At 43.4% G+C, this 25425-nt stretch carries 21 protein-coding genes; 12 read left to right on the plus strand and 9 right to left on the minus strand.

The annotated features are described in order from the left end of the window. The 4 genes from ACQKC9_RS04815 (at position 1) to ACQKC9_RS04830 (ending at position 3303) form a co-directional block, all read left to right on the plus strand. Positions 1 to 1206, plus strand: coding sequence for a cytochrome b (locus tag ACQKC9_RS04815; RefSeq protein WP_178379291.1), 1206 nt, complete (start codon positions 1 to 3; stop codon positions 1204 to 1206). Beyond that, positions 1206 to 1922, plus strand: a complete 717-nt coding sequence (locus ACQKC9_RS04820; protein ID WP_298807958.1) for a cytochrome c1 — start codon at positions 1206 to 1208, stop codon at positions 1920 to 1922. The genes ACQKC9_RS04815 and ACQKC9_RS04820 overlap by 1 nt, the downstream gene beginning before the upstream one ends. A gap of 195 nt (positions 1923 to 2117) precedes the next feature. Next, positions 2118 to 2732, plus strand: coding sequence for a glutathione S-transferase N-terminal domain-containing protein (locus tag ACQKC9_RS04825; RefSeq protein ID WP_427620713.1), 615 nt, complete (start codon positions 2118 to 2120; stop codon positions 2730 to 2732). 133 nt (positions 2733 to 2865) lie between these two features. Then, positions 2866 to 3303: a ClpXP protease specificity-enhancing factor gene (locus ACQKC9_RS04830; RefSeq protein ID WP_427620715.1), complete on the plus strand. Its 438-nt coding sequence runs from the start codon at positions 2866 to 2868 to the stop codon at positions 3301 to 3303. 149 nt (positions 3304 to 3452) lie between these two features. Here ACQKC9_RS04830 and dcd read toward each other — a convergent pair whose 3' ends face one another. From dcd to ACQKC9_RS04870, 8 genes are all read right to left on the minus strand, one after another. Further along, a complete protein-coding gene (gene dcd / locus ACQKC9_RS04835; RefSeq protein WP_057759295.1) occupies positions 3453 to 4028 on the minus strand; it encodes a dCTP deaminase in 576 nt (191 codons plus the stop codon). Between the two features lie 154 nt (positions 4029 to 4182). Continuing rightward, positions 4183 to 5337, minus strand: coding sequence for a DUF2804 domain-containing protein (locus ACQKC9_RS04840; protein WP_427620716.1), 1155 nt, complete (start codon positions 5335 to 5337; stop codon positions 4183 to 4185). Positions 5338 to 5349: 12 nt separating this feature from the next. Next, complete coding sequence (locus ACQKC9_RS04845) at positions 5350 to 5787, minus strand: hypothetical protein (protein ID WP_427620717.1); 438 nt, start codon at positions 5785 to 5787, stop codon at positions 5350 to 5352. Between the two features lie 64 nt (positions 5788 to 5851). Then, positions 5852 to 7075 (minus strand): iron-sulfur cluster carrier protein ApbC, encoded by a 1224-nt coding sequence (gene apbC / locus ACQKC9_RS04850; protein ID WP_427620718.1) that lies wholly within the window; start codon positions 7073 to 7075, stop codon positions 5852 to 5854. A 196-nt stretch (positions 7076 to 7271) separates the two neighbouring features. Further along, positions 7272 to 8072 (minus strand): 3-hydroxybutyrate dehydrogenase, encoded by an 801-nt coding sequence (locus ACQKC9_RS04855; RefSeq protein WP_427610978.1) that lies wholly within the window; start codon positions 8070 to 8072, stop codon positions 7272 to 7274. 141 nt (positions 8073 to 8213) lie between these two features. After that, complete coding sequence (locus tag ACQKC9_RS04860; protein WP_427620720.1) at positions 8214 to 8843, minus strand: 3-oxoacid CoA-transferase subunit B; 630 nt, start codon at positions 8841 to 8843, stop codon at positions 8214 to 8216. Between the two features lie 141 nt (positions 8844 to 8984). Further along, the gene (locus ACQKC9_RS04865) at positions 8985 to 9698 is read right to left on the minus strand and encodes a CoA transferase subunit A (protein WP_427620721.1); all 714 of its coding nucleotides are present in this window, start codon (positions 9696 to 9698) and stop codon (positions 8985 to 8987) included. A gap of 255 nt (positions 9699 to 9953) precedes the next feature. Beyond that, the gene (locus tag ACQKC9_RS04870; protein WP_427620722.1) at positions 9954 to 11294 is read right to left on the minus strand and encodes a short-chain fatty acid transporter; all 1341 of its coding nucleotides are present in this window, start codon (positions 11292 to 11294) and stop codon (positions 9954 to 9956) included. A 417-nt stretch (positions 11295 to 11711) separates the two neighbouring features. Here ACQKC9_RS04870 and ACQKC9_RS04875 point away from each other — a divergent pair, with 417 nt between their 5' ends. Together ACQKC9_RS04875 and metG are read left to right on the plus strand one after the other, a co-directional pair. Beyond that, the gene (locus tag ACQKC9_RS04875) at positions 11712 to 13127 is read left to right on the plus strand and encodes a GntP family permease (protein ID WP_427620724.1); all 1416 of its coding nucleotides are present in this window, start codon (positions 11712 to 11714) and stop codon (positions 13125 to 13127) included. 352 nt (positions 13128 to 13479) lie between these two features. Then, positions 13480 to 15579, plus strand: coding sequence for a methionine--tRNA ligase (gene metG / locus ACQKC9_RS04880; protein WP_427620725.1), 2100 nt, complete (start codon positions 13480 to 13482; stop codon positions 15577 to 15579). 113 nt (positions 15580 to 15692) lie between these two features. Here the strand turns inward: metG and ACQKC9_RS04885 are convergent, their stop codons facing one another. Further along, complete coding sequence (locus ACQKC9_RS04885; RefSeq protein WP_427620726.1) at positions 15693 to 16094, minus strand: hypothetical protein; 402 nt, start codon at positions 16092 to 16094, stop codon at positions 15693 to 15695. A 617-nt stretch (positions 16095 to 16711) separates the two neighbouring features. On the opposite strand from ACQKC9_RS04885, the gene ACQKC9_RS04890 reads away from it, so the two are divergent. The 6 genes from ACQKC9_RS04890 (at position 16712) to ACQKC9_RS04915 (ending at position 24793) form a co-directional block, all read left to right on the plus strand. Continuing rightward, complete coding sequence (locus tag ACQKC9_RS04890) at positions 16712 to 17761, plus strand: ABC transporter substrate-binding protein (RefSeq protein ID WP_427620728.1); 1050 nt, start codon at positions 16712 to 16714, stop codon at positions 17759 to 17761. Positions 17762 to 17838: 77 nt separating this feature from the next. Then, positions 17839 to 18879: an ABC transporter substrate-binding protein gene (locus tag ACQKC9_RS04895; RefSeq protein WP_160020900.1), complete on the plus strand. Its 1041-nt coding sequence runs from the start codon at positions 17839 to 17841 to the stop codon at positions 18877 to 18879. Positions 18880 to 19321: 442 nt separating this feature from the next. Beyond that, a complete protein-coding gene (locus ACQKC9_RS04900; RefSeq protein WP_101204314.1) occupies positions 19322 to 20221 on the plus strand; it encodes an ABC transporter permease in 900 nt (299 codons plus the stop codon). A gap of 64 nt (positions 20222 to 20285) precedes the next feature. Next, on the plus strand, positions 20286 to 21080 hold the full coding sequence (locus ACQKC9_RS04905; RefSeq protein WP_057759272.1) for an ABC transporter ATP-binding protein: 795 nt from the start codon (positions 20286 to 20288) through the stop codon (positions 21078 to 21080). A 214-nt stretch (positions 21081 to 21294) separates the two neighbouring features. Then, positions 21295 to 23616 carry an FdhF/YdeP family oxidoreductase gene (locus ACQKC9_RS04910; protein ID WP_427620729.1) on the plus strand — a complete coding sequence of 774 codons (2322 nt, stop codon included), beginning with the start codon at positions 21295 to 21297 and terminating at the stop codon, positions 23614 to 23616. 94 nt (positions 23617 to 23710) lie between these two features. Further along, positions 23711 to 24793: a formate dehydrogenase accessory sulfurtransferase FdhD gene (locus ACQKC9_RS04915; protein ID WP_427620731.1), complete on the plus strand. Its 1083-nt coding sequence runs from the start codon at positions 23711 to 23713 to the stop codon at positions 24791 to 24793. Positions 24794 to 25425: the final 632 nt, after the last annotated feature.

Genomic DNA, 25425 nt, shown 5'->3' on the forward strand with positions numbered 1-25425 from the left:
ATGCATTGGGTGGACGCGCGTTTTCCAGCGACCGAAACCTATGAATACCATATGTCAAAGTACTACGCACCAAAGAACTTTAACTTTTGGTACTTCTTTGGCGTGCTATCAATGATTGTATTGGTCAACCAATTGGTGACTGGTATATGGCTTACGATGATGTACAACCCAAGTGCCGAAGGGGCATTTGCGTCTGTTGAATACATCATGCGTGACGTAAAAGGTGGTTGGCTCATTCGCTATATGCACTCAACCGGCGCATCTGCGTTTTTCGTCGTTGTATATCTGCATATGTTTAGAGCCTTGCTATACGGTTCATACCAAAAACCTCGTGAGCTTATTTGGCTCATCGGTATGGGTATCTACCTAGCACTTATGGCAGAAGGTTTCTTTGGATACCTACTACCTTGGGGCAACATGTCATTCTGGGGTGCTCAGGTTATCTTGAACTTACCTGCGGCGTTACCAGTGATTGGTGATGGGCTTGCTGAATGGGTACGTGGTGACTATATCATCTCTGGTATTACCCTAAACCGTTTCTTCGCTCTACACGTTGTTGCTATTCCATTAGTACTCGTGGGCCTAGTATTTATGCATATTGTGGCGTTGCACCATGTGGGTTCGAACAACCCTGATGGTATCGACATCAAAAAGCTAAAAGATAAAAATGGTGTGCCATTAGACGGTATCGAATTCCATCCGTACTACACCGTGCATGACATGGTTGGTATCGTAGTATTCTTTATCTGTTTCTTTGCAGTGGTATTCTTCTTCCCAGAAGGCGGCGGTTTCTTCCTTGAGCCACCAAACTTTGAGACAGCGAACTCACTGAAAACACCAGCGCATATTGCACCAGTATGGTACTACACGCCTTTCTACGCTATCTTGCGTGCGGTTCCTGATAAGCTTGGTGGTGTTATCGCAATGGGTGCTGCAATTGCCGTATTGTTCTTGATTCCATGGCTTGATAGATCGCCTGTACGCTCTATGCGTTATAAAGGTATCTTGTCTAAAATCGCGCTTACTGTATTTGCTATTAGCTTTGTTGTATTGGGCTACTTGGGTGCAACACCTGCTACCCCAACGGCAACTATCATGGCTCGTGTATTCACGATTCTATATTTCTTGTTCTTCTTACTGATGCCGTTCTACACTGCCATTGAGAAGTGTAAACAGCCACCAGAACGCGTTACCGGAGGTCACTAATGAGCACGCTAATTAAATCCCTAGCTGGTCTAGGCTTAGGCGCGGCATTGACGTTGACTGCTGGTACGGCAATGGCAGCTGGTGGTCACGGATGTGGCACATTTACTAATGCTGAAGGTGTTGAAGAGCATTTGGCTTGTAGTACTGCTCCTATTGATTTTACCAATAAGGGCTCGCTACAAAACGGTGCAAAAATCTTTATGAACTACTGTGCTGGGTGCCACTCAGCCAAGTATGTTCGTCACTCACGCATTGCCAAAGATTTAGAGATACCGCCTGAGTTGGTTGAAAAGTATTTGATGGTTACTACCGATCAAATCGGTGACCACATTACTGCTGAAATCGATCCTGAGATTCAAGCGTCTTGGTTTGGCGCAGCGCCTCCTGATTTATCACTTGAGACACGTCTGCGTGGCGATGACTGGGTATATACTTACCTACTGTCGTTCTATGAAGATCCAAGCCGTCCTTGGGGTGCGAACAACTTAGTACTGGCCAATGCAGCGATGCCTCACGTATTGCATAATATGCAAGAAGAGCTGAGCCAAGAAGAGTTTGAATCTGAGGTTGGTGACTTGGTTAACTTTATGGCGTGGATGGGTGAACCTGCTCGTCACGACCGTCAAGTAATTGGTTTCTTTGTAATTCTATTCTTATTAGTACTGCTCATCCCAGTTTACTTATTGAATAAAGAATTCTGGAAAGATGTCAAATAAGTCATCGTCAGCAGATAGTTTTTAGAAATAAAAAAGGCACTACTTCGGTAGTGCTTTTTTGTGCCTTGATATAAAGTGTAAATACTAGATAAGCCGGAAAATAAGTCGCTCAGCGCTAATGTTTACGTACACTACCTTGATAAACGTTGCGAGTTTGTTTACGATGACAACCTTCACTATTAACATTAGGCTTTCATGATTGATGCGAATGACATTCCAAGTAGTCAGCTAATTTTGTATGCTGATGACGGCTACGACAGTCATGTGGTACGCCTATTACTTGAAGAAAAAAAGCTCGCTTACTATTTGTCTCGCTTACATTCTGAGCGCCCTGAAGATTTGACTGAGCTAAACCCCTATCATACCTTGCCTGTATTACAGCAGCGTGAGATTGCGATTTATGAGATTAACGTTATTTTTGAATATCTTGAAGAGCGTTATCACACCAATAAATTGCTCCCTGAGACACCGCAAGAGCGTGCACAGTTTCGCCAACTGGCTTGGCGCATTCAGCGTGATTGGTTAGTACTTGGTAAACGCTTGTTGACACATCCAGATAGCTTTAATAAAGCACAAGCCGCCGTTGCCAAAAAACAGCTCAGTGATTCGTTAATTACTCTGTCACCGCTGTTTGCTCATAAGCCTTATTTTATGGCTGATGAGTTCGGTTGGTGTGACGTGTTATTAGCACCCCTATTATGGCGATTAGATGAGATGGGGATTGAGCTGCCACGTGCAATCAGCCGTCCATTGTTTGAATACCAAATGAGAGTGTTTGAGCGCAGTAGCTTCCAAAAAAGCGTGCGTTGATTAGACAAGTATCAAAAGCTGTCCTAAAATAAAGTATAAATAAGATAGACGTTAATTGGCATTTGTCATGTGATAAATTGCTAAACGAGATATTTTTCAATTATTAAAAATTATTAGTATAGGAAATCATTAGATGAGCGAAACCACCTCTATTACACCTACCCGTCCTTATATGGTACGCGCACTATATCAATGGATAGAAGACAACGCTCTGACGCCATACTTGATGGTTGATGCCACTGCTGACAATGTGCAAATACCAACCGAGCATGTGCAAGACGGTCGTATCGTATTAAATATCGCCAGCCGTGCTACGGGCAACATGAGTATGGAAAATGATTATATTCACTTTAGCGCGCGCTTCGGCGGCGTATCACAAGAAATCTGGGTGCCACTTACTGCGGTGATGGGTATCTACGCTAAAGAGAACTCGCAAGGGATGTTCTTTGATCCAAAAGAATATGATAACTATCAGCCAGAAGACGACTCAGCGCCAACGTCTAACAATAGCCCTGCTAAAGCGCCTAAGCCAAAGCGCGATAATAAAGCGGGTTTAAAGGTTTTAAAGTAGAAAGTCTTGAAATAAATAGAACCTTAGACCAGTTCTCTTTAACACAATAAAAAAGCTAGCCATATTTAATATGACTAGCTTTTTTATTAACTATTTAAAGGCTTATTAACTTTCTATAATTGATAAGCTTTTAAACGGACGCCTACTGATTAGGTTCTTGGCAGTGTCACACCGCGTTGACCTTGGTATTTACCACCGCGATCTTTATAACTGGTCTCACAGACATCATCAGCATCACTTTGGAAAAACAACATTTGCGCAACGCCTTCACCAGCATAGATACGGGCTGGTAAATTAGTCGTATTACTAAACTCTAAAGTGACGTGCCCTTCCCACTCAGGCTCAAGCGGCGTTACGTTGACAATAATACCGCAGCGCGCGTAAGTTGACTTACCTAGGCAAATAGTCAATACATCACGTGGAATACGGAAGTACTCCATAGTACGTGCTAAAGCAAACGAGTTAGGTGGAATGATGCACTCATCACCAACGATATCGATAAAGCTTTTATCATCGAAGTTTTTGGGATCAACGACGACTGAGTGTACGTTGGTGAATACTTTAAACTCAGGGGCACAGCGCACGTCATAACCATAGCTTGAGGTGCCGTAGCTCACCAAACGCTCGCCTGCATCGTTGAAGCGCACTTGACCCGCCTCAAATGGTTCAATCATGCCATGCTCTTCGGCCATTTTACGAATCCAGCGGTCAGACTTGATAGACATTGTTGTTCCTTAGCAAATATTTAATAGCGGTTATGATAACAGTATTTTGATAGCGACGATTATACGGAATTGACAGCAAAATTTATAGAGGAGCGGCTACTTAAAACTGAATACAACCAATAATCTCATTTACTCCCATGTTATATCTTAGAAGCTACCATTTGGCAAAATGATCTTCTGCGAGCCCCATGACATTATCAAGCCTAATGACTTCATCTCTTATTCGAATTTCACCATTATAAAACCCTATCCACTGCTCAAAGATACTGGCTATCACACCAAAATCATCAGTCTTTTTATAGACGGTAATCGGTGTGAAGCTCAAATCAATATCGACATTGCTCCACCCTAGATTTTGATGATAGATACGCCATGGCTTTGATATGCTAGCATCACTTTCTACACTTCCTATAATTGGCTCAAGACTGTCTGGCTGACTTGATCGAATATTTGAATCCTCACGAGCAAACATAACGGGTGGTAAATAAAATATCTGCCCATCAAGCCAGCAAGCATTTTCACTGGCTCCTGTCTCATTGACACCCATAGACAGATTGAGCAAAAAGTGACGGCCATCTGACAAATAGCTAGTGATACAGCTCCAAAACCAATTGGTCTCATGACGCATATAGCCGAGCGTCCAATCTAGATTGGCAATAGTAGCATCGGTGAAAGTTATTTTTTGAGGTTGAGCGTCAGGAGTATTAAATGCTGAGTTGGCTTTAATGAGTAAATGCCCAGATAGTGCGGTCAACGGCTCTTTTTGCGTAAACGTCCAGCCACGCCTACCAGTCGGCGTACATATGGCTAACGGTTGTGCGCTTCGTGCTAACGCTGCCGTTATTGCAACATACTGACTGTCGAGCGCAATATTCATCTGAGCAGGACTAAAATCCAAGGTGACGCTGAGCTTTGTATGTGTAAATGCCATCTGCCCTTGATAACCATCACCGTCTAAGTGCGTATGATGCGTCAAAGGCTGTAGCGCCTCACAGACTTCCAGCTGCTGAGTATCCTCATTATAAATGTAAACGAAAGCACTAGTCGCAAGCTTAATCGTTGCGAGCGCGAGGCACACTCGATAAGGGGGCTGGCGTATCTGAATGAAGCAGAATTGGTTGGCTTTTAGTTCTTTACGCCAGTTAGGTAAGGATTTTTGTGAAATGAGATGACTATGATAGTCTAAGTAATTGATACTTTTGACTTGGGAGAAAACACCAAAGGTAGGCTGACCATTTTGGATAAGGTATTCGAGATTTGCCAGTTTTAAGTTGGCGGCAGTATACAGTTTGTCGTGGCTTTTATTCATGATATCGGCATCCTAGCCAAATTTTTCTAAAGGTACTATCTGTCCTTGATAGCTCACGGTGCTATGTGAAATTCTTCTTTTTGCCTGTACAGCACCCACAAAAAACGCTTCAGTTATCACCTTAACTTCAATATGGGTTAATCCATCTGCTAGTGTTTCTGTAACATTGATTGATGCAAGCGCACTCACCCATAAAAAGTGTCTTGGAAACTTTTTTAACAGCTCAGCGAGAGCCTTTGCGAATTTGTTAAAATCGGCAATTACCATTCGGCGATTGCTAAAGTCAGCATTAATCTGATAGCGTTTGCTACTACCATCTTTATAGTAGCAAACGGCAATCAACTGATTGTTTGAGAGTTCAATGATGTATATCGGCGGTCGAAATAATCGTAAGACTCTATACTGCTTGAGAGTATTGTCTAAATGGCTTTGATAAGTAGATAAGTTCAAGATATCCTCTTTTTAGACAATACATTCACTTTAAAAGTCGCCAGCTTAGGCGACTTGTCCATCATCAAAAAATCCGCTTATCATCGACAGGCTTTGCAAATTTATTGATATTGGTTTCGATATTTTTGGCAATATCTAGATAATATTGTGCAAACTCATCATCAGCTAAGACGCTTGGCACGCCTTTATCAACTTGTGCACGAATGCCACTGGCAAGTGGTAGCTGACCCAATAGTGGTACCTGATATTGCTCAGCGATAAACTCACCGCCACCCGTACCAAAAATAGCTTCAGTATGATTACAGTTACTACAAGTGTGTAGCGCCATATTTTCAACGACACCAAGCACAGGGATATTGGTTTTGTTAAACATCTCGATGCCTTTTTGAGCATCAAGTAGTGCAACATGCTGCGGCGTTGTGACAACAACAGCGCCCGTGACTGGTATGCGCTGTGCCAAGGTCAGCTGTATATCTCCTGTACCTGGCGGCATATCTATCACTAAATAATCTAGCTGCGGCCAGTTGGTTTGATTATAAAGTTGCATCAATGCACCCGTTGCCTTCGGTCCACGCCATGCAACAGGGGTATTATCTCCATCAAGCAAGCTACCGATAGAGAGCATTGCCATACCATGCGCATCGACCGGTACGAATTGCTCATTTTCCAGTTGCGGCTTCACATCAGCGACGCCCAACATCGTTGGCATACTAGGACCATAGATATCGGCATCTAGCACACCAACACGATTGCCAAGCTTCTGTAGTGCTAAGGCGATATTGACCGTGGTGGTTGATTTGCCAACACCGCCCTTACCTGATGCCACAACAATAATATGACGGATACGAGGATGCGCTGCCAACGATGCTTGCGTAGGTGCAGCTTTCGTAATCGGTGGCTCAGCGTTAGTGCTACTAGCGTTGTTATTAGCGCCAGATGAAGGCTGGGATTCCATCGCATTGGTTGTCTTTGGCATCTGTTTTGGTAAGCTCGAGCCTGAACCTTTTTCTGGCGCAGGCAGACGCACATTCATATGAATCGTAGTAATACCATGTGGATGTAGCAACTGCCCAAGCTCCTGCTGGATAACTTCAGGATTGCTGTCTTTCGGCAAACGCAGGTCTAAGGTAAGTGCTTCGCCATCACGCTCAAGTCCTGTGACCATCGTGGCAATACTGACAGCACCTATTTCATATCCAAGTAGGACTTTGTCGACGGCACTATCGCGCTCTGCCTGCTGCTGAGGCGTTTCGGTTTTTGTGGTTTTTTTCTTCATAAAGTTAAACATAGCTACTATTATGGCCTATACAAGTGGGTAGATCTGGCAAATCGCTCAAGTCGTCTCATTGCATATCTTACAGCTGATAGCGTTAATGAGTATATTAGCCAAACCTTCTATTGTAACAGTGTAGCTGAATTGGACATATAAAAAAACCACAACGCCAGTAGGTCTGACGTTGTGGTATATGCAAATTGTATATATATTAATTCATAAACCAACCATGACTGGCCACGATAGATTGTCCAGTGAATACATTGGTTGGGAAAGCCGCTAAAAATAGCGCCAATTGGGCAATATCTTCTACTGTCGTAAACTCTTTATCTACGGTATTAACCAACATGATATCGTTAATAACCGACTCTTCACTAATGCCTTTTTCAGCTGCTTGTTCTGGGATTTGTTTTTCGACCAACGGCGTTTTGACAAACCCTGGGCAAATCACATGCGAGCGTACTTTGTGCGCTGCACCTTCTTTGGCCAATACACGGCACAGTCCTAGTAGTCCATGCTTAGCAGTCACGTAAGGGGCTTTATATAATGAGGCCTCATGTGAGTGCGCAGAGCCCATATAAATAACTGTGCCGCCCTTATCACCTTTATACATGTGCTTAATCGCGGCTTTAGTGGTCAAAAAAGCGCCATCTAAGTGGATGTTCAGCATTTTTTTCCAATCGCTAAACGCCATTTTATCGATAGGGTCAATGATCTGAATACCAGCATTAGAAACCAAAATATCAATACTACCAAAAGTATCGACTAGCTGCTGTACACCATCGTTTACCGCCTCTTCTGAGGTAACATCCATAGCAATCGCCAGAGCACGTCCACCAGCAGCTTCAATAGCATCAACGGTTTTTTGTGCCGCTTCAAGGTTGATATCGGCAATACCAACCGCTGCGCCTGCTTTTGCATAAGTTTCAGCGATGTCACGTCCGATACCACTTGCAGAGCCAGTGACCAATGCTACTTTGCCTGTCAAATCTTGTTCTAATTGGGTCGCCATACATATTCCTTATCATGGTCTAAAATATTATTAGTTTTTATGAAATTGAACTGAACAAATACGCCACTATAATCATAGTGGCGTATTTATTTGCGGGATAAAACATATTAATCTTACGACAGTCACTTTACTGTACAAAGTTTACTGAATAATACTTACTGGTGTTTTTTCTTGTAGTTCGTCAAAGCTTACACCATCTGCTAACTCAACCAGTTTGAGGCCTTCATCAGTAACATCTAATACAGCAAACTCAGTAATGATACGATCAACCACGCCTTTACCCGTCAATGGTAGCTCACAGTTTGCCAAGATTTTTGGATCGCCGTGTTTATTAACTTGCTCCATCAATACAATCACGCGCTGCACGCCTGCGACCAAATCCATCGCCCCGCCCATACCTTTGACCATCTTTTTGGGAATCATCCAGTTAGCAAGGTCGCCTTTTTCTGAGACTTCCATTGCGCCCAATATGGCCAAGTTGACATGACCACCACGAATCATTGAAAAAGACTCTGAGCTACTAAAATAACTGGCTCCTGCCTCTGCGGTTACTGTTTGCTTACCCGCATTAATCAAGTCGGCATCGACGTTTTCTGCTGTAGGGAACTCACCAATACCTAGCAAGCCATTCTCTGATTGTAGCCATACGTCTACGCCTTCAGGAATGTAGTTGGCGACCAACGTTGGGAGACCGATGCCTAGGTTCACATAGTAGCCATCTTGTAGCTCTTTTGCAGCGCGTTGCGCCATTTGCTCTCTTGTCCATGCCATGCTGATTTCCTTATTTTTTGCGATATTCTATTTTTATTCATTTAGACAGCCAGTTATTTAATCAATTGGCTGTCTAAACTGTTATCAATCTAAAATTGACTATTGATTTCACGTACGATTAAGTATCGACCACGTGTTTATTTATGCGCCTTCTACGGCTTTGGTCGTGGTTTTTTCGATACGTTTTTCAGGGCTAGCATTCAATACAATACGCTGAACAAAAATACCCGGTAGATGCACTTCATCTGGATCAAACGTACCTGTCTCGACGATTTCTTCGACTTCGACGATCGTGGTTTTACCGGCCATCGCGCAGTCTGGGTTGAAGTTACGAGCGGTTTTATTAAAGATTAGGTTGCCCGCTTTATCAGCCTTTTGCGCTTTAATTAGAGCGACATCAGCGCGTAACGAATGCTCTAGCACATAAGTACGACCATCAAAATCACGAGTCTCTTTGCCTTCAGCGACTAATGTACCTACGCCCGTTGCGGTATAAAACGCAGGAATACCAGCGCCGCCTGAGCGCAATTTTTCAGCCAATGTCCCTTGCGGCGTCAATTCAACCTCTAGCTCGCCTGCCAAATACTGGCGCTCAAACTCTTTGTTTTCGCCCACATAAGATGAAATCATTTTTTTGATTTGGCGTGTCTGTAGTAACAGACCGAGACCGAAGTCATCGACACCAGCATTGTTACTGATACAAGTTAGCTCTTTAACTTCGCTATCGCGCAATGCTGCGATTAATGCTTCTGGAATACCGCATAGTCCGAAGCCACCGATCGCGAGCGTTTGCCCGTCACTGACGACACCTTTTAGCGCTTCTTCGGCACTGTTATATACTTTTGATTGACTCATGCTTATCTCCTATGACTGTTATTTATATTTTTAAACCGTGCATAACCTAATGCTGAATTAAGTATCTCAATTATCCGTTTGATTGTTGCTTTTAATAAAACCTAACAGTGAAAATTCATCATGCTTATTTTTCTTTTAAGCGTTATAACGCCATATAGTCGATTCAATTTAAAAATAGTACAAGGCAACCGAGTGTAGATGTATATTAAATACTTCAAGCGAGGTTAACGCAGTAATATTTTTATAGTGGAATGACTATACCAATAGCCAAAACACACTCATGATAATGGCACCCGATACTGCCAGTACTATCAGACAGTAGCCCATGATAGCGCGTGCATCCAAACCTGCGATACCTAATAATGGTAGAGCCCAAAACGGCTGAATCATGTTGGTCCACGCATCACCCCACGCAATCGCCATCGCAGTAATGGCTGGACTAACACCTAGCTCAATACCAGCAGGAATCATAACAGGGCCCTGTACCGCAAACTGTCCACCGCCCGACGGTACAAAGACGTTGACCAAACCAGCACTTAAAAATGCAAAAATTGGAAAACTGTCTGCGGAAGCCGAATTGACAAAAAACTCGGTCACTTGCGTACTGATAGAGATGCCACCTGCATTTGCTCCCGTCATGATACCCATGATGCCGCCATAGAACGGGAACAATAGCACAATACCTGTGATGCCACCTATTCCTGAGTGTACGGCACGATAATAACGCTCTAGCGTGCCATGCGATAGCAAACCTATGAACAAGAATAGCCCAATGACGATGTTTAGCCCTAAGTTAAAACCGTTACTGCCAAACTCGCTAATATAGTACATCAGTGCTAAGGCCAATAAGATAACAGCGATAATACGGCTATCATCTAGCTTTTGTGCAGGCGTATCTCTTTGGGGGGCGACGTAGATCTCTTCTTTGATCAGTTTAGGATCAATAACCGTAGGATTTTTAGGATGCATAAAGCGATTGACGAGTGGCAAAATAATGATGAGCAAACCTACTAGCAGCATGTTGTAGCCTGCAAATACCGTTTGCGATAAAGGCACTGCTTCTGTCATAGTGTTGCCTGACAACGTCAGTAGCGTATCACCGCCCGAGCTAAGTGTTAGCGGTATCGAACCTGAAAACCCACCATGCCAAATTACAAAGCCTGAATAGGCGGCAGCGACCAATAGCGGATAGTCGACGTTAGCCACTTTTCTGGCCAGTGCCTTCGCAAAGATTGCCCCGATGATAAGACCAAACCCCCAGTTTATCCATGAACCAACCAGACCAACCAAGGTTGATACGATAATAGCGGTCGTAGGAGAGTGCACTCTACTAGCGAGATTGTCCAATAAGCGCTGAATAAATGGTGCACTAGCAAAGGCATAACCGGTCACTAGAACCAACGCCATTTGCATAGCAAAGCTATGCAGTGACCATAGTCCGTTGCCCCAGTGCCCTGCCATAGCAATCATGTTTTGGCCAGTAGTAGCCAGTCCTACAGCAAACGCGATAAGGGTCAAAACGATCGAAAATACGAATGGGGATGGTAGGTAGCGATTGACTAACTGCACGCTCATATTAGTGATGGCACTAAACATATTCACATTCCTTGTAAATTTGATGTTTGGTTTTAAGAGTTGTCATTAGCGCCTTGTTGAACGCTTATCAGATTTGAGTGCGGTTATTGCCACCACATCTGATATAGGGCAAGCATTATATTTTATATTGGTATTCATAACAATACATTCTATCTCGCTATATCATGCGTGAAACACTTGTGCTAACTTAACATATTATTTTCGTAGCGACTAGAAAATAACTATCAGCGCATGTGAGTCAACGCTGTGCAGGAGTTAAATTGTCGAGATATTAATGGTTAGCAGTCTATAAGTCTATAAATCTAGATTTATGTTTGATAAAACAGACGGAATAGGCTTATTTTGATTAATTTTATTGACCTACATCGACAAGCACGGCATACTCGCTGCCTTATTTTTTTGCCAAGGAGGGCCGTCATGTTTAGTACACTTGCTATTGTCATTACCCTATTATTACTCATGTTCTTTGCTTATCGCGGTTATTCTGTGCTGATCCTAGCACCGATTATGGCGACACTAGCAGTCTTACTGTCAGGTGACTTCTTAAGCACCATTCCCGCTTATACCGATGTCTTTATGGGCGCGTTAAGTGGATTCTTACTCAAATTCTTCCCGATATTCTTGCTAGGCGCACTATTTGGCCGCCTAATGGCAGACTCTGGCGCAGCAACTGCCATTGCCAATACGGTCGTCGAAAAACTCGGTGCTAGCAAAGCCATCCTTGCGGTGATTTTGGTCTGTGCTATTTTGACCTATGGCGGCGTATCGTTGTTCGTTGTGGCTTTTGCTATCTATCCAATTGCCAAAGACTTGTTTAGAGCGGCAGATATTCCAAAGCGTTTGATTCCAGCAGCGATTGCCCTAGGGTCATTTACGTTTACGATGACTGCACTGCCAGGCACGCCAGCTATCCAAAACGCTATTCCAATTCCTTACTACAACACCAACGTATTTGCCGCGCCTATTTTGGGTATCATCGGTGGTACGATCATGTTTGTCTGTGGTTGGATGTGGCTTCAGTCACGCGCCAGAAAAGCTAATGCAGCAGGCGAAGGTTATGGTCAGCATGACGAAGAAGATGTAGGCGGCGTTGGCGCAACGGCAAAAGAAGCTGAGGTATTAAACACTCACCATACTTCTTTTACCATTGCGATGATTCCACTTGTATTGGTCATTGGCTTAAACGCTATATTGACCTATATGGTTTTCCCATCGATAGATTTCAGCAGTCTACAAACTCAATTCCCAGACTTAAATGTCGCAGGCTCGCTTGGGTTATGGTCAATTATTATCTCGTTGGTCGTGGCTTGTGTGGTGTTAATTCTGCTGCGTATCGGACATTGGAATAATCTACAAAAAACCATTAACCGTGGTACTTATGATTCTATGCTGCCGATTTTTAATACCGCATCAGAAGTGGGTTACGGTGCGGTTATTGCTTCGCTCGCAGGCTTCCTTATCATTCGTGATAGCATCCTAAACCTAAACCCTGACAACCCTCTGATCTCAGAAGCGGTCGCTATGACTACGCTTGCTGGTATCACAGGTTCATCGTCTGGCGGTTTGAGTATTGCGCTGTCGACATTGGGTGAAGATTATCTAAGAATGGCAGTCAATGCCGGTATTGACCCTGAGTTGATGCACCGCGTAGCCGTTATGGCGGCAGGCGGCCTTGATACGCTTCCGCACAGTGGCGCTGTCATCACCTTACTAGCGATTTGTGGTCTGACCCATAAGCAGTCTTATTTGAACTTAGCGATGGTTACAATGGTCATTCCATTGGTCGCTGTAGTCGCTGTGATTATCTTAGGTACGATGTTCGGTTCATTCTAAGCTAGCTTAGCCATTTATTATGACTAACTACTCGTATTTGAGCGAATAATGGATAAATAAAAAACCCACTCGGCATACTGCTTGGTGGGTTTTTTCATGGCTGATTGATAACTATTCTATAACTATCAAATACGATGCAAGGCTATTGTTTATGGTTAATAAATGCCTGACAAATGAGAAGTAATTACCAAGGAATATCACAAATTTATTTGATTTACGGTATCATAGGCACACTTTTTGAATTTTTATTATTTTTAGAAGTTTTTAGCATTAACGATGTCGCATCGATGAGCGATGAACCGCTTGGGATGTTCGATAACTAACCCGTTTATATAAAAATATAGGTGATTTTGTGCGTGAGATTCTAGTAACCAGTGCGCTGCCCTACGCCAATGGCTATATCCATTTGGGGCATCTTGTAGAATATATTCAGACTGACATTTGGGTACGTGCGATGAAAGCGCAAGGCCATCAGGTCACCTATGTCTGCGCGGATGATGCACACGGTACGGCAATCATGCTCAAAGCAGAAGCCAATGGCGTAACGCCAGAGGAACAAATTGCCTCAGTTAAAGCCTCACATGAAGCGGATTTTTCAAAGTTCCTTATCAACTTTGATAACTACCACAGCACTCATTCAGAAGAAAACAAACAGTTCTCTGAGTTGATTTATCGTCGTCTCAATGATGCTGGTCATATCAGCACAAAGGATGTTGAGCAGTTATTTGATCCTGAAAAGCAATTATTCTTAGCCGATCGCTTTGTCAAAGGTACTTGTCCAGAGTGTGATTCACCAGACCAGTACGGCGATAACTGTGAAGTATGTGGTACTACGTACGATGCAACGGATCTAAAAGACCCGCATTCGACACTGTCTAATGCAACGCCTGTGCTCAAAACCTCTAAGCATTATTTCTTTGATTTGCCAGAGTTTGAGCAGTTCCTAAAAGATTGGACGCGCAGTGACAATCGCTTGCAAACGTCAGTAGCCAATAAATTGCAAGAATGGTTTGAGGCAGGACTTGCCAGCTGGGATATCTCACGTGATGCGCCCTACTTCGGCTTCCAAATTCCAGACACCCCAAGCGATGAGCCAGACAAATACTTTTATGTGTGGCTAGATGCGCCAGTGGGCTACATGGCAAGCTTTAAGAACCTGTGTGATAAGCGTGCAGGGACAGAGCAAGCGCTTGATTTTGACCGCTACTGGGCACAAGAAAACGAGCACAAAACTGAGGTTTATCACTTCATCGGTAAAGACATCGTTTACTTCCATGCCTTGTTTTGGCCAGCGATGTTAGCTGGTAGCGAATACCGTACACCGACTGGCGTCTTTGCCCATGGCTTCTTGATGGTCAATGGCGAAAAAATGAGTAAGTCACGCGGTACTTTTATTAAGGCCGAAACGTATGCTGAGCACTTACATCCTGAATACCTGCGTTATTATTTCGCCAGTAAACTGTCTGACAAAGTTGAAGACATCAACTTAGATTTAGAAGACTTTATGCAAAAGGTCAACTCTGACTTGGTTGGTAAAGTCGTCAATATCGCCAGTCGTAGTGCAGGGTTCTTGGTTAAGAAGTACGACGGTATGCTGTCAGAAGTTTGCGTCGAGTCAGAGCTATTAGAAGACATCACCAAAACGGGCGATGAGATTGCTGCTGCTTATGAGAATCGTGAATTCTCGCGTGCTATGCGCCTAATCATGCAATGTGCGGACAAAGCTAACGAATATATCGATGCCAAAAAACCATGGTCACTAGCGAAATTGGAGGGTACTGAGCAAGAAGTTCAAGACGTCTGCTCGGTCGCTATCAATATTTTCCGTCAATTGATGGTTTATCTCGCGCCAGTATTACCTGAGCTGACTAATAATGCTAAAGAGTTTTTGAACCTTGATGATTTAAGTTTTTCCAGTCGTAATGAGTGGTTACTAGGTCATAAAATCAATAAGTTCAAACCACTGATGCAACGTATCGAAGAAAAAGATATTGAAGCAATGGTAGAAGATTCTAAAGCATCATTAACTCAAGCAGACGCTCCTGCTGCGACTGACAATAGTAAGCCTGCCGCAAAAGACAAAGCATCTGCAACAGCTGCTAGTACTGATGCCGAGCAAATTGATTATATTGGTATCGAAGACTTTGCCAAAGTCGAGATGAAAGTCGCACACGTCTTAGAGTGTAACCATGTAGAAGGTGCTGACAAATTACTACAGTTCACGCTAGATGTTGGCGAAGACAAACCACGTAACGTATTCAGTGGTATTCGCAAGTTTTATGAGCCTGAGCAATTGATTAATAAGAAAGTCATTTGCGTGACCAACCTTGCCCCGCGTAAGATGAAATTTGGCGTATCAGAAGGCATGGTATTGTCAACTGGCGAGCCAAAGACAGGCTTAACCATCGTTACCTTGCCAGATGCTTGTGTTGTTGGTGACGTATTGGCTTAGCTGTTATTTTTAAGATGAAAAAATAAAAAAAGATGCCCTAAGTGGCATCTTTTTTTATGATTGATTTAGCAAATGACTAAAAACCAAGCCTTGTATTTATCTGCTCAAAATCCTTATCTACTCAAGATATCGATAATCTGCAACGTATCATTAATCACTGTCACAATGTTATTCTCTGGGGTACGAATACGAACGTAACGCTCATCATAACGGTCTAAAACGACAGAGCGGTCATAATCCCTTCTATCAATCTTGCCGACTACTCTATAACCGTATCTATCAAGATCACGCTTAAATGAGGCATTCGGGCTGGCATTGCGATAAGCGTTAATACTTGGGTGGGCATTGCCGCTATGCTTATAGTTTTTACTAACATGGGCAGAGTTACCTTTGCTATTACCATGTCCATTACCGTGCCCGTTTCCATGACCATCTTTTGCCATAGCAGGCAATCCAATCAAAGAAGTAGCAGTGATACCGGCGATGGTTAATAACTTAAGATTAGCAGTATTCATAATATTATCCTCAAAATAGTCATTCGAAAAATAGTCATTCGAAAAAGTTAGATAAATGATAGCGTCTATTTCATATCCACTATTCAGCACAATGTCATCCAAATGACTGGATTATCTCTAGAATTATCATATTTCTCGTATAAAAATTAGCTTACGTTAATTATGAAGTGAGTACGTAATAGATGCGTTGCTAGGATGTAAGTCTTTTGCATATGGTTTGAGCAAACAAAAGTACCCTAGCGGCATCCGTTATATTAGATCTACATAAGAGCTTCAATGCATCACGCGTCTTAATAAGATAAAAAGAAGTGATGATTTTTTTATTATCCATCACCATGACCGCTACACATTAATTTCTTATTGCGATAACTTACATTACTGTCATAATATGAACATAATAATCGATGGAACGATTACTTTATTTAATTGTTAGCCTGCTATCTCAGCATCAACATAGCATTGACTTGGCTAATCTGCATTCTTCAATATCATGGCAAAAAACCAAAGTACACCAAACAGATGAGCAAAATGACTACTATATAAGTTAGTAGGCTCAGTCAGTCTGGCCGTATCTACTTGGTTTTTGCGATTGATATAACCTATGAGTTAACCTAATAATGACTATCGCTTCTACTCTACGCTTAAGCCTATATGGCGTTGCTCTTAGTGCCATTAGCACACTTGGACTAATCGGCTGCTCAAACTCCTCTACCGAGACCGCAGCGACTGCTGAAAATAGCACGGCTACAGACAAACCTGCCAAATCTATTGCCATTACTCAAATCGTTGAGCATCCATCATTAGATGATATGCGCCGCGGTATTATTGATGAATTGGCTGATAACGGTTATGTCGAAGGTCAAAACCTAACTGTTAACTTTCAAAGTGCGCAAGGAAACACAGCGACTGCAGGACAGATTGCCAAGCAATTTGCAGGAGACAACCCTGATGCGATCGTAGCAATCTCAACGCCTTCTGCGCAGTCAGTGGTAGCCGCGACCACCACTATCCCTATTATCTACACTGCTGTGTCAGATCCGCTAGGTGCCAAGCTTATCACAGCCGATGGCAAGCCCTTTCAAAGCAATTTGACTGGACTCTCAAGCCAGTTGCCGCTAGAGCCGCAGTTGGATTTGTTACAGCAAATAAAGCCTGAATTAAAAACCATCGGTTATGTCTATAGCCCAGGTGAAGCAAACTCAGTGTCATTGCGTGAAAATCTAAAACAAGCTTTGCCAGCAAGAGGTCTGTCACTATTAGACATTCCTGCCAATCGTCCAACGGATATCGGTATGGCGACACGCAGTTTGCAAGGACGCGCAGATATCATCTATACCTCATTTGACAACAATGTTGCTTCTGCCTTTGAGGCCATGACCCAAGCAGCAAATGAGCTAAAGTTACCAATTATCGCGTCTGATGAATTCAGTGTAAAACGCGGCGCGACTGCTGCGCTTGGTGTTAATGACTATGACTTTGGTCGTACCACTGGCAAGATGGTATATCGCGTGTTAAATGGCGAAGCGGTCAACACCATCAAACCTGAAGTCATGAATGATCTGACCCTATATGTCAGTCCTAAGCACGCCAAAACACAAGGTGTCAGCTTGCCAGCAGAGTTACTAAAAAACGCCATCAATGTTGATATTGATGCCGAAACCAAATAAAAAGTAGTAAGCTATCTATTAGCTCGTCAATTATTTATATAGTGTACGGACACACTATTATTTTAGGAGTAAGACCCATGTTGTCTCAAAATCGTTTTGGTCGTTTTAATTTCGGTAAGGCTTTATTATTAGGCGGTGTATGTACGGCTATCTTGACTGGTTGTAACCAATCAGCACAAGATGATGGCTCCACGGATGCTGCCGCTAGTGGTGATGCAGCAACGGCTATGAAGACTGTTGCGATTACCGCTATCGTCGAACATCCAGCGCTTGATGATGTACGTAAAGGCGTCATCGACGAGCTAAACGAAGCAGGCTTCAAGGACGGTGAAAACCTAACGGTTAATTTCCAAAGCGCGCAAGGAAACACTGCTACTGCTGGTCAGATTGCCAAACAATTTGTCGCTGATGCACCAGACGTTATCGTCGCTATTGCAACACCATCTGCGCAGTCTGTTGCCGCTTCTACTAGCAGCATTCCATTGGTATTCTCAGCAGTTACTGACCCAGTAGCCGCAAAACTGGTACCTAAGCTAGATGGATCTGGCACCAACGTTACAGGCGCATCAGATGCCCTACCGTATGAGCCACAGATTGATTTGATGCGTCAAATCATTCCATCATTGAAGAACGTCGGTTATGTCTATAGCCCAGGTGAAGTCAACTCAACGATTATCTTAAAAAATCTAAAAGAGAAGCTAACACCACTCGGTATCAATGTATTAGAAGCACCTGCACAGCGTAGTAACGACATTGCGATGGCAGCGCGTAGTCTCGAAGGTAAGGTCGATATGATCTATACTTCAACTGACAACAACGTAGTATCAGCGTACGAGTCACTTTATCAAATCGCTAAACAAAGTAAGATTCCTCTAATTGCCTCAGACACTAGCTCAGTTGAGCGCGGTGCCGTTGCTGCTCTAGGCGTGAACTACTATGAGCTTGGCCGCGAAACTGGTAAAATTGTCGTACGTATTTTAAACGGTGAAAAAGCAGGTGCTATCCCTGTTTACACTCCACAAGCGCTTGATCTATACGTCAGTCCAAAACACGCTAAAGAAGAAGGCATCACGTTGCCACAAGCGGTTATCGATAAAGCAAAAGAAGTGGTAGAATAACGCACCTTTGTATTTGGCTCAAAATAGCAGGTATAAATAGGAAAGCGACACGAATCAATACTGTGTTGTCTACCTTAAAATATACGGCTAATAATTAAACAAGAAACCCAGCTATGAGTCATTAGGCTGGGCTTCTTGTCTAAACAGAGTCTTTTTTGCAAGCGTGTTTAATAGTGCTGTATTTGTCTGGTAATTTATCTGATACTTGTTAAGTAGAGGATAGGTCTATTGATTGCATTGCAGTGCCTTTAACCATCGCTTCAAACCAAGGTAGCTTATGATCGCTGTTAATCGTGATATGTTTTGGTTTACCCTAACCGCAGATTGCTTAATCTGTTAAATTCACCGCTTAGCTGTTTAGCAGGTAGATGATTTTGGCAATTGCCATTTACTTATCTTGGTACCATACGCTAGACACTTGGTTATGACTTACTGATCTCTTATGTCTTTAATTGCTTTTTTTGGTGCGCTTGAAAGTGGTCTGATTTATGGCCTAGTAGCACTCGGTGTGCTTATCTCATTTCGTACGCTCGACTTCCCTGATTTGACCGCTGATGGTAGTTTTCCGTTAGGTGGCGCAGTCGCTGGTATTTCTATCATCGCTGGTATCAACCCATGGTTGGCCTGTGCTTTTGGGATGTTAGCAGGTTCAGTCGCTGGTATCGTCACGGCATGGCTACATGTCAAACTTGGCATCTTGCAACTGCTTGCCAGTATCTTGGTCATGGTTGCCTTATATTCTGTCAACCTACGTATCATGGGCGCGCCAAACCTACCTCTTCTTGGTGAAACCACAGTGTTTAGCACCTTGGTGACTGATGGTAACGGTTATTGGATGCGCTGCCTGATTATTGGTGTCGTTGTCGCAGCTGCTATGTTATTTTTGAACTGGTTCTATAGCACTGAGACAGGTCTGTCGATGCGCGCTACTGGCTCAAACCTAAGAATGGCACAGGCGCAAGGTATCAATACCTCGTGGATGACCATCATCGGTATGGCGATTTCCAACGGTTTGATTGCCCTAGCAGGTGCGCTGTTTGTTCAGACTCAGGGTGGCGCAGACATCTCCATTGGTATCGGTACGATTGTCATTGGTCTAGCAGCGGTCATCATCGGTGAGACGATCATTCCTGCCAAGCGTATTTGGCTGATTACCTTTGCCGTTGTTGTCGGCGCGGTATTGTACAAACTGTTTATTCAGGTCGCACTATCAAGCGATACGCTACGTAGCATCGGCTTTGGTCCACAGGATTTGAACTTGATTACCGCATTGCTCGTGGTACTAGCCTTGGTATTGCCAAAAGCGAAAACCAAGTTTTTATCACGCAAGGTTCGCGCCTAATGACAGTCAAAGCAAGTATTGATAATACTTGTGACGCTTGAAGAGACAATAAGGAATAACGATTATGATGCAAGCCACCGATTTACGGTTGACCTTTAACCCAGGCACGCCTATCGAAAACCCTGCCCTACGCGGTATCAGTTTAAATATTGCTGATGGTGAATTTGTCACTGTCATCGGTACCAATGGCGCAGGTAAATCTACTTTTTTGAACGCAGTAAGCGGTACGACGCGCGTTGATAGTGGCTCAATCTTGCTAAATGGCATTGATGTGACAAAAAAGTCTGCCCATCAACGCGCGCATTGGGTTGCTCGCGTCTTTCAGGATCCGATGGCCGGCACTTGTGAAGCTCTCACGATTGAAGAAAATATGGCTTTGGCCTACAAACGCGGCGGTAATCGCGGTCTAAAATTTGCATTGAACCAGAACAACCGCGATTTGTTCCGGGAAAAACTATCCGTTTTAAAATTAGGTTTAGAAAATCGTTTAACCGATCGTATGGGTCTGCTCTCTGGCGGTCAACGCCAAGCGGTAAGTCTGCTAATGGCATCATTGCAGCCTTCTAAGATTTTGTTGCTTGATGAGCATACTGCGGCTCTCGATCCAAAGACTGCGGCATTTGTCTTAGAATTGACTGATAAGATTGTCACGGACAATAAGCTGACCACGATGATGGTTACTCACTCTATGCAACAAGCATTGGCACATGGTACCCGCACCGTTATGCTGCACCAAGGTCAAGTAGTGCTAGATGTGGCTGGTGACATTCGCAAAGGCATGACCGTACATGACCTACTTGATATGTTCGAGCAAACACGTGGCGAAAAAGTTGAAGACGATAGCCTGATTTTAAGCTAAGTTTTTGAGCTAATGGTGTCCATGACTTACGACTTATAAATTTGTACCTGTCGATACAACCATTTCCGACAACCTCAAAAACCTTCAAGAGAATTGATTTTTCTTGGAGGTTTTTTGTTATCTATAGTTAATGATCATATGAACTTTCCACTGTCCATTATATAGTTATCGTCTATTAAAGCTTCGCTGTTGTCATCTATCTATGAGGTCTGTCATGCGCAAAATTCCTATCTACTCCCACCCTGCTGCTGGTTGGCCTGCGCTGATCTCCTCTACCCAAAAGCTAATGGACTATAAGACATTTTTGCGCGGTGGTATAAGTGTATTTAAAAGCAATCAGCCACAAGGCGGATTTGACTGCCCAGGCTGTGCTTGGCCTGACCATAAGTCACACAAAGCCATCGATGTCTGTGAAAACGGCATTAAAGTCATTGCCAGTGAGACCATGACCCACAAAGCAGATGCCGATTTTTTTGCAAGACATACCGTTACTGAACTACAGGGCTGGACTGGTTACGAGCTTGAGCACAGTGGCCGCTTATCAGAGCCGATGTATTATGATGCCGCGCAAGATCGCTACGTCCCTATCCCTTGGGAAGCTGCTTATAGCCTGATCGCTGAGCAGTTAGGACAGCTAGATTCACCTGATGAGGCATTATTTTATACGTCAGGCCGCGTGACCAATGAGCCTGCCTTCTTATTTCAGTTATTTGTACGCTGCTTTGGTACCAATAATTTGCCTGATTGCTCAAACATGTGTCACGAGCCAACCTCAGTAATGCTAAGCAGACAGCTAGGTATTGGTAAAGCGACCGTGATGCTAGAAGATTTCGAGCAGGCCAAGCTGATATTAATGTTTGGGCAAAACCCAGCAACTAACCATCCACGTATGTTAGAGATGCTCGCCCATGCCCATGATCAAGGCTGTCGAATCATCTCAATTAACCCGATGCGTGAACAAGGTTTAAGCAAGTTCAGAAATCCACAAAAACCAACACACATGGCAGCCGGTCAAAGTGCTGACATGGTCGATGATGTTATTCAAATTCAAATCGGCGGTGATGCAGCGCTATTGACGGGCATTGCCAAATGGCTGATCGAAAACGATAAAATCAATCATGATTTTATTACCACTCATACTTCAGGCTTTGAACCTCTAAAGCATTGGCTAACAGAGCAATCATGGACAGATATCACACTTGGCTGCGGTATTTCTCAGACAGATATTATTAATCTCGCTGAGCTCGTGGCTGATAGTCCAGCAACGATTTGTACGTGGGGTATGGGCATTACTCAGCATGTGCAAGGTGATGACAATGTGGCGATGATTACCAATTTGCTACTGCTGATGGGCATGATTGGTATCGACGGCGCCGGTGCATCTCCAGTACGTGGACACTCCAACGTACAGGGCGATCGCACTATGGGTATCCATGAACGCCCTAGCAAAAGCTTACTAGACAGTTTAGAGCATGTATTTGAGCACCCTATGCCGCAAGAGCATGGCTACGATGTCGTCACAGGTGCCAAGGCTCTTATCGCAGGTAAATTAAAAGTCTTTATGGGCATGGGTGGTAACTACGCAGTGGCTGCCCCTGATACTAGCGCCATTGAACAAGCCTTAACCACTACTCAGCTTAATATATTTGTCGGCACTAAGCTTAATGAAACTATGCTATACCCAAGTGCTAATAATTTAATCCTACCTTGCTTAGGCCGTACCGAGCGTATTGTCACCACAAAGGGTGAGCAATTTGCCACTATCGAAGACTCTATGTGTCAAATCGTACCTACTCAGGGCAAGCTCAAACCTGTTAGTGATACTTTAAAATCTGAAGCACAAATCGTAGCGGATATTGCGACCCATGTACTCGGCGCCGACACGTCTATTCCTTGGCTGGCCATGAGTGAAGATTTTGATATTATTCGAGACTATATCGCTCAAGCCATTAATGGATTTGAAGACTTTAATCAGCGTATTCGCACTTCTGAGCGTGGCTTTCATTTGTATCATGCGGCGCGTCATCGTGTATGGAATACCGAGAGCGGCACAGCTCAGTTTGAAGTGCCACAATATCCGATTACTTTTGTCGCTGCACAAATGGCAGCTGCAAACGATATCGATGATATTGAAAATACAGCGCAAAAAGTTTGGCAATTGACTAGTGTCCGTAGCCACGATCAATTCAACACTATGATTTTTGGGTTTAAAGACCGCTATCGTCAAACGGATCGCCGTGACGTGCTATTCATGCATCCCGATGAGATAAGCCGTTTGGGTTGGCAAAAAGGTGACCGTGTTATGGTCACTCGCCAGCGTGCTAAAGATAGCCTAGAGCAACCACGCGTATTAGGCCCATTGGTATTGAGCGAGATGGATATTGCCTCTAACGCTGTTGCTGCTTATTACCCTGAGTGCAATGACCTCTTTGATTTAGATACACATGCGCCAGATTCTCATATCCCAGCGTACAAATCGACGACCGTCGTGTTAGAGCGCGTAGAGGCAAATACATCGATAGCTACGCCTGCGTAAATCATACTGCGGAGAGCTAATGAGAATAATATTTTCATTGGCTCTCCCTCTAGATGACCATAAGCACGCTCATAATTTTAGGCCATGATAAACCGTGATAACCATTGAAAATAATGCTGAGCAAAGTGAGGCTCTTATCGACCCCGCTATGATAGATAACTCAACCGACATTAAGAGAGTTGTACCTAAATCATCTAACGATGAGAGGTTATCAGAGACACCACTTGCTCGTAGTCACTTAGCACAAAAGCATCATTACCCGTCAGTTAGTAGTGACCCTAATCATGACTCTCACCTTCAAATTGAATCTCAGACTACTAGCTTAGCCGTAGAAGCTGCGGTCTCTATTATCATTAATGGGATTCATTATGCTGTGCTGATGGCTAGTCCTCATCAGTTAGAGTATTTGGCTGTTGGGTTCTTATTTAGCGAAGGCTTAATTCAATACAGTCACGAGTTACTCGACTGGGAAGTGACTCATCTTGCAGATCTAGCTAGCTATCAGCAGTTTGCTCAAGATTCGAATGATGAAAGTCTTGACTCAGTATCAATTGAGCAAAGCTTAGAACAATTTCAAGATTACGATATCTATGTCGTGGAGTTGGTATTGAGCCAACGCTGTCATCAACGTATCCAAGCACAAAAACGGCAGCTTGCAGGGCGTACAGGCTGTGGTATGTGCGGTATTACTGGATTAACACAAGCTTTGCCTGATTTAAGTGCTTACTCACCAGACTATTTACACTATGAACATAACCGACAGACAGGTATAACTGGCATTCAAACGAGCGCACCAAGTCTTGACTACCTATTGGCACTGCGTCAACAAGTGGATGCCGCGCAGCATACACATCAGCTGACAGGCGCAGTACATGCCACAGCAACGATACATAATCAGCAGCTACATTTATTTGAGGATGTAGGCCGCCATAATGCACTTGATAAACTCATCGGTTGGCAATTACGACAAAAAGCAGACGTTAGCTGTGTGCTCATGACTTCGCGTCTTTCTATTGAACTGGTTCAAAAGTCTATTCGAAGTCAAATCCCGTGGCTAGTTGGCATGTCAGCACCCACCAGTACAGCAGTGCGCGTGGCTGAGCGTTATGGCCTTGGATTGGCTGGATTTTTACGTGATAATCGAGTCACTTACTATACCAAACAAGATAATATATAAAAATTCATTTCTACTTGTTCATTGGGAGCACCCGTCTATCGCTCGTTATCTATTTCTTTTTAATGAAAACTTCAGATAACTATCTACAGTTATAATTTAGCTCATAGCGATATATCACTCGATCCTGCTCATAATAAATCCCTATCTTTCAATGCTTTATTGAACATCTTATTAAATCTCTTTAAATAAATACTTATATGTCATCTTCGGTCATTGTCTGGTAAATATCGGATAATGTTTGAGGTTAGTGACGTAATAGGTTACTCTTACCGCGCAAATATGTTACAGGTACTTAACAAATATGTAGTTTTATTTATTAATGCTGCTTAGTAACACATCAATCGCAATAGATGAGTAAAGACTTCTCAGCTATTGCTTATTACAGCTGATAAGGCTGTCTAAATCGAGTTCGGGTCATGCAATCATGGCTTAGTGCTTATTCGTAATTCCGCTATAGATACTCATCATATGAGCTTTCTTTAGCATGTAGCTACCTTTGTGTATGCCTATTAATAGCGTGATGGTTTACCCATTAACTGACGCCTATTGAGAGTAGTCCCTGTCTTTTTGATTTGACACTATTTGTCTCATTAAGATTTGGGCGTGACACTTAGCATTTGCTTACCACTACA

Source organism: Psychrobacter sp. NPDC078409, from assembly GCF_050268505.1.
Lineage (GTDB): Bacteria > Pseudomonadota > Gammaproteobacteria > Pseudomonadales > Moraxellaceae > Psychrobacter.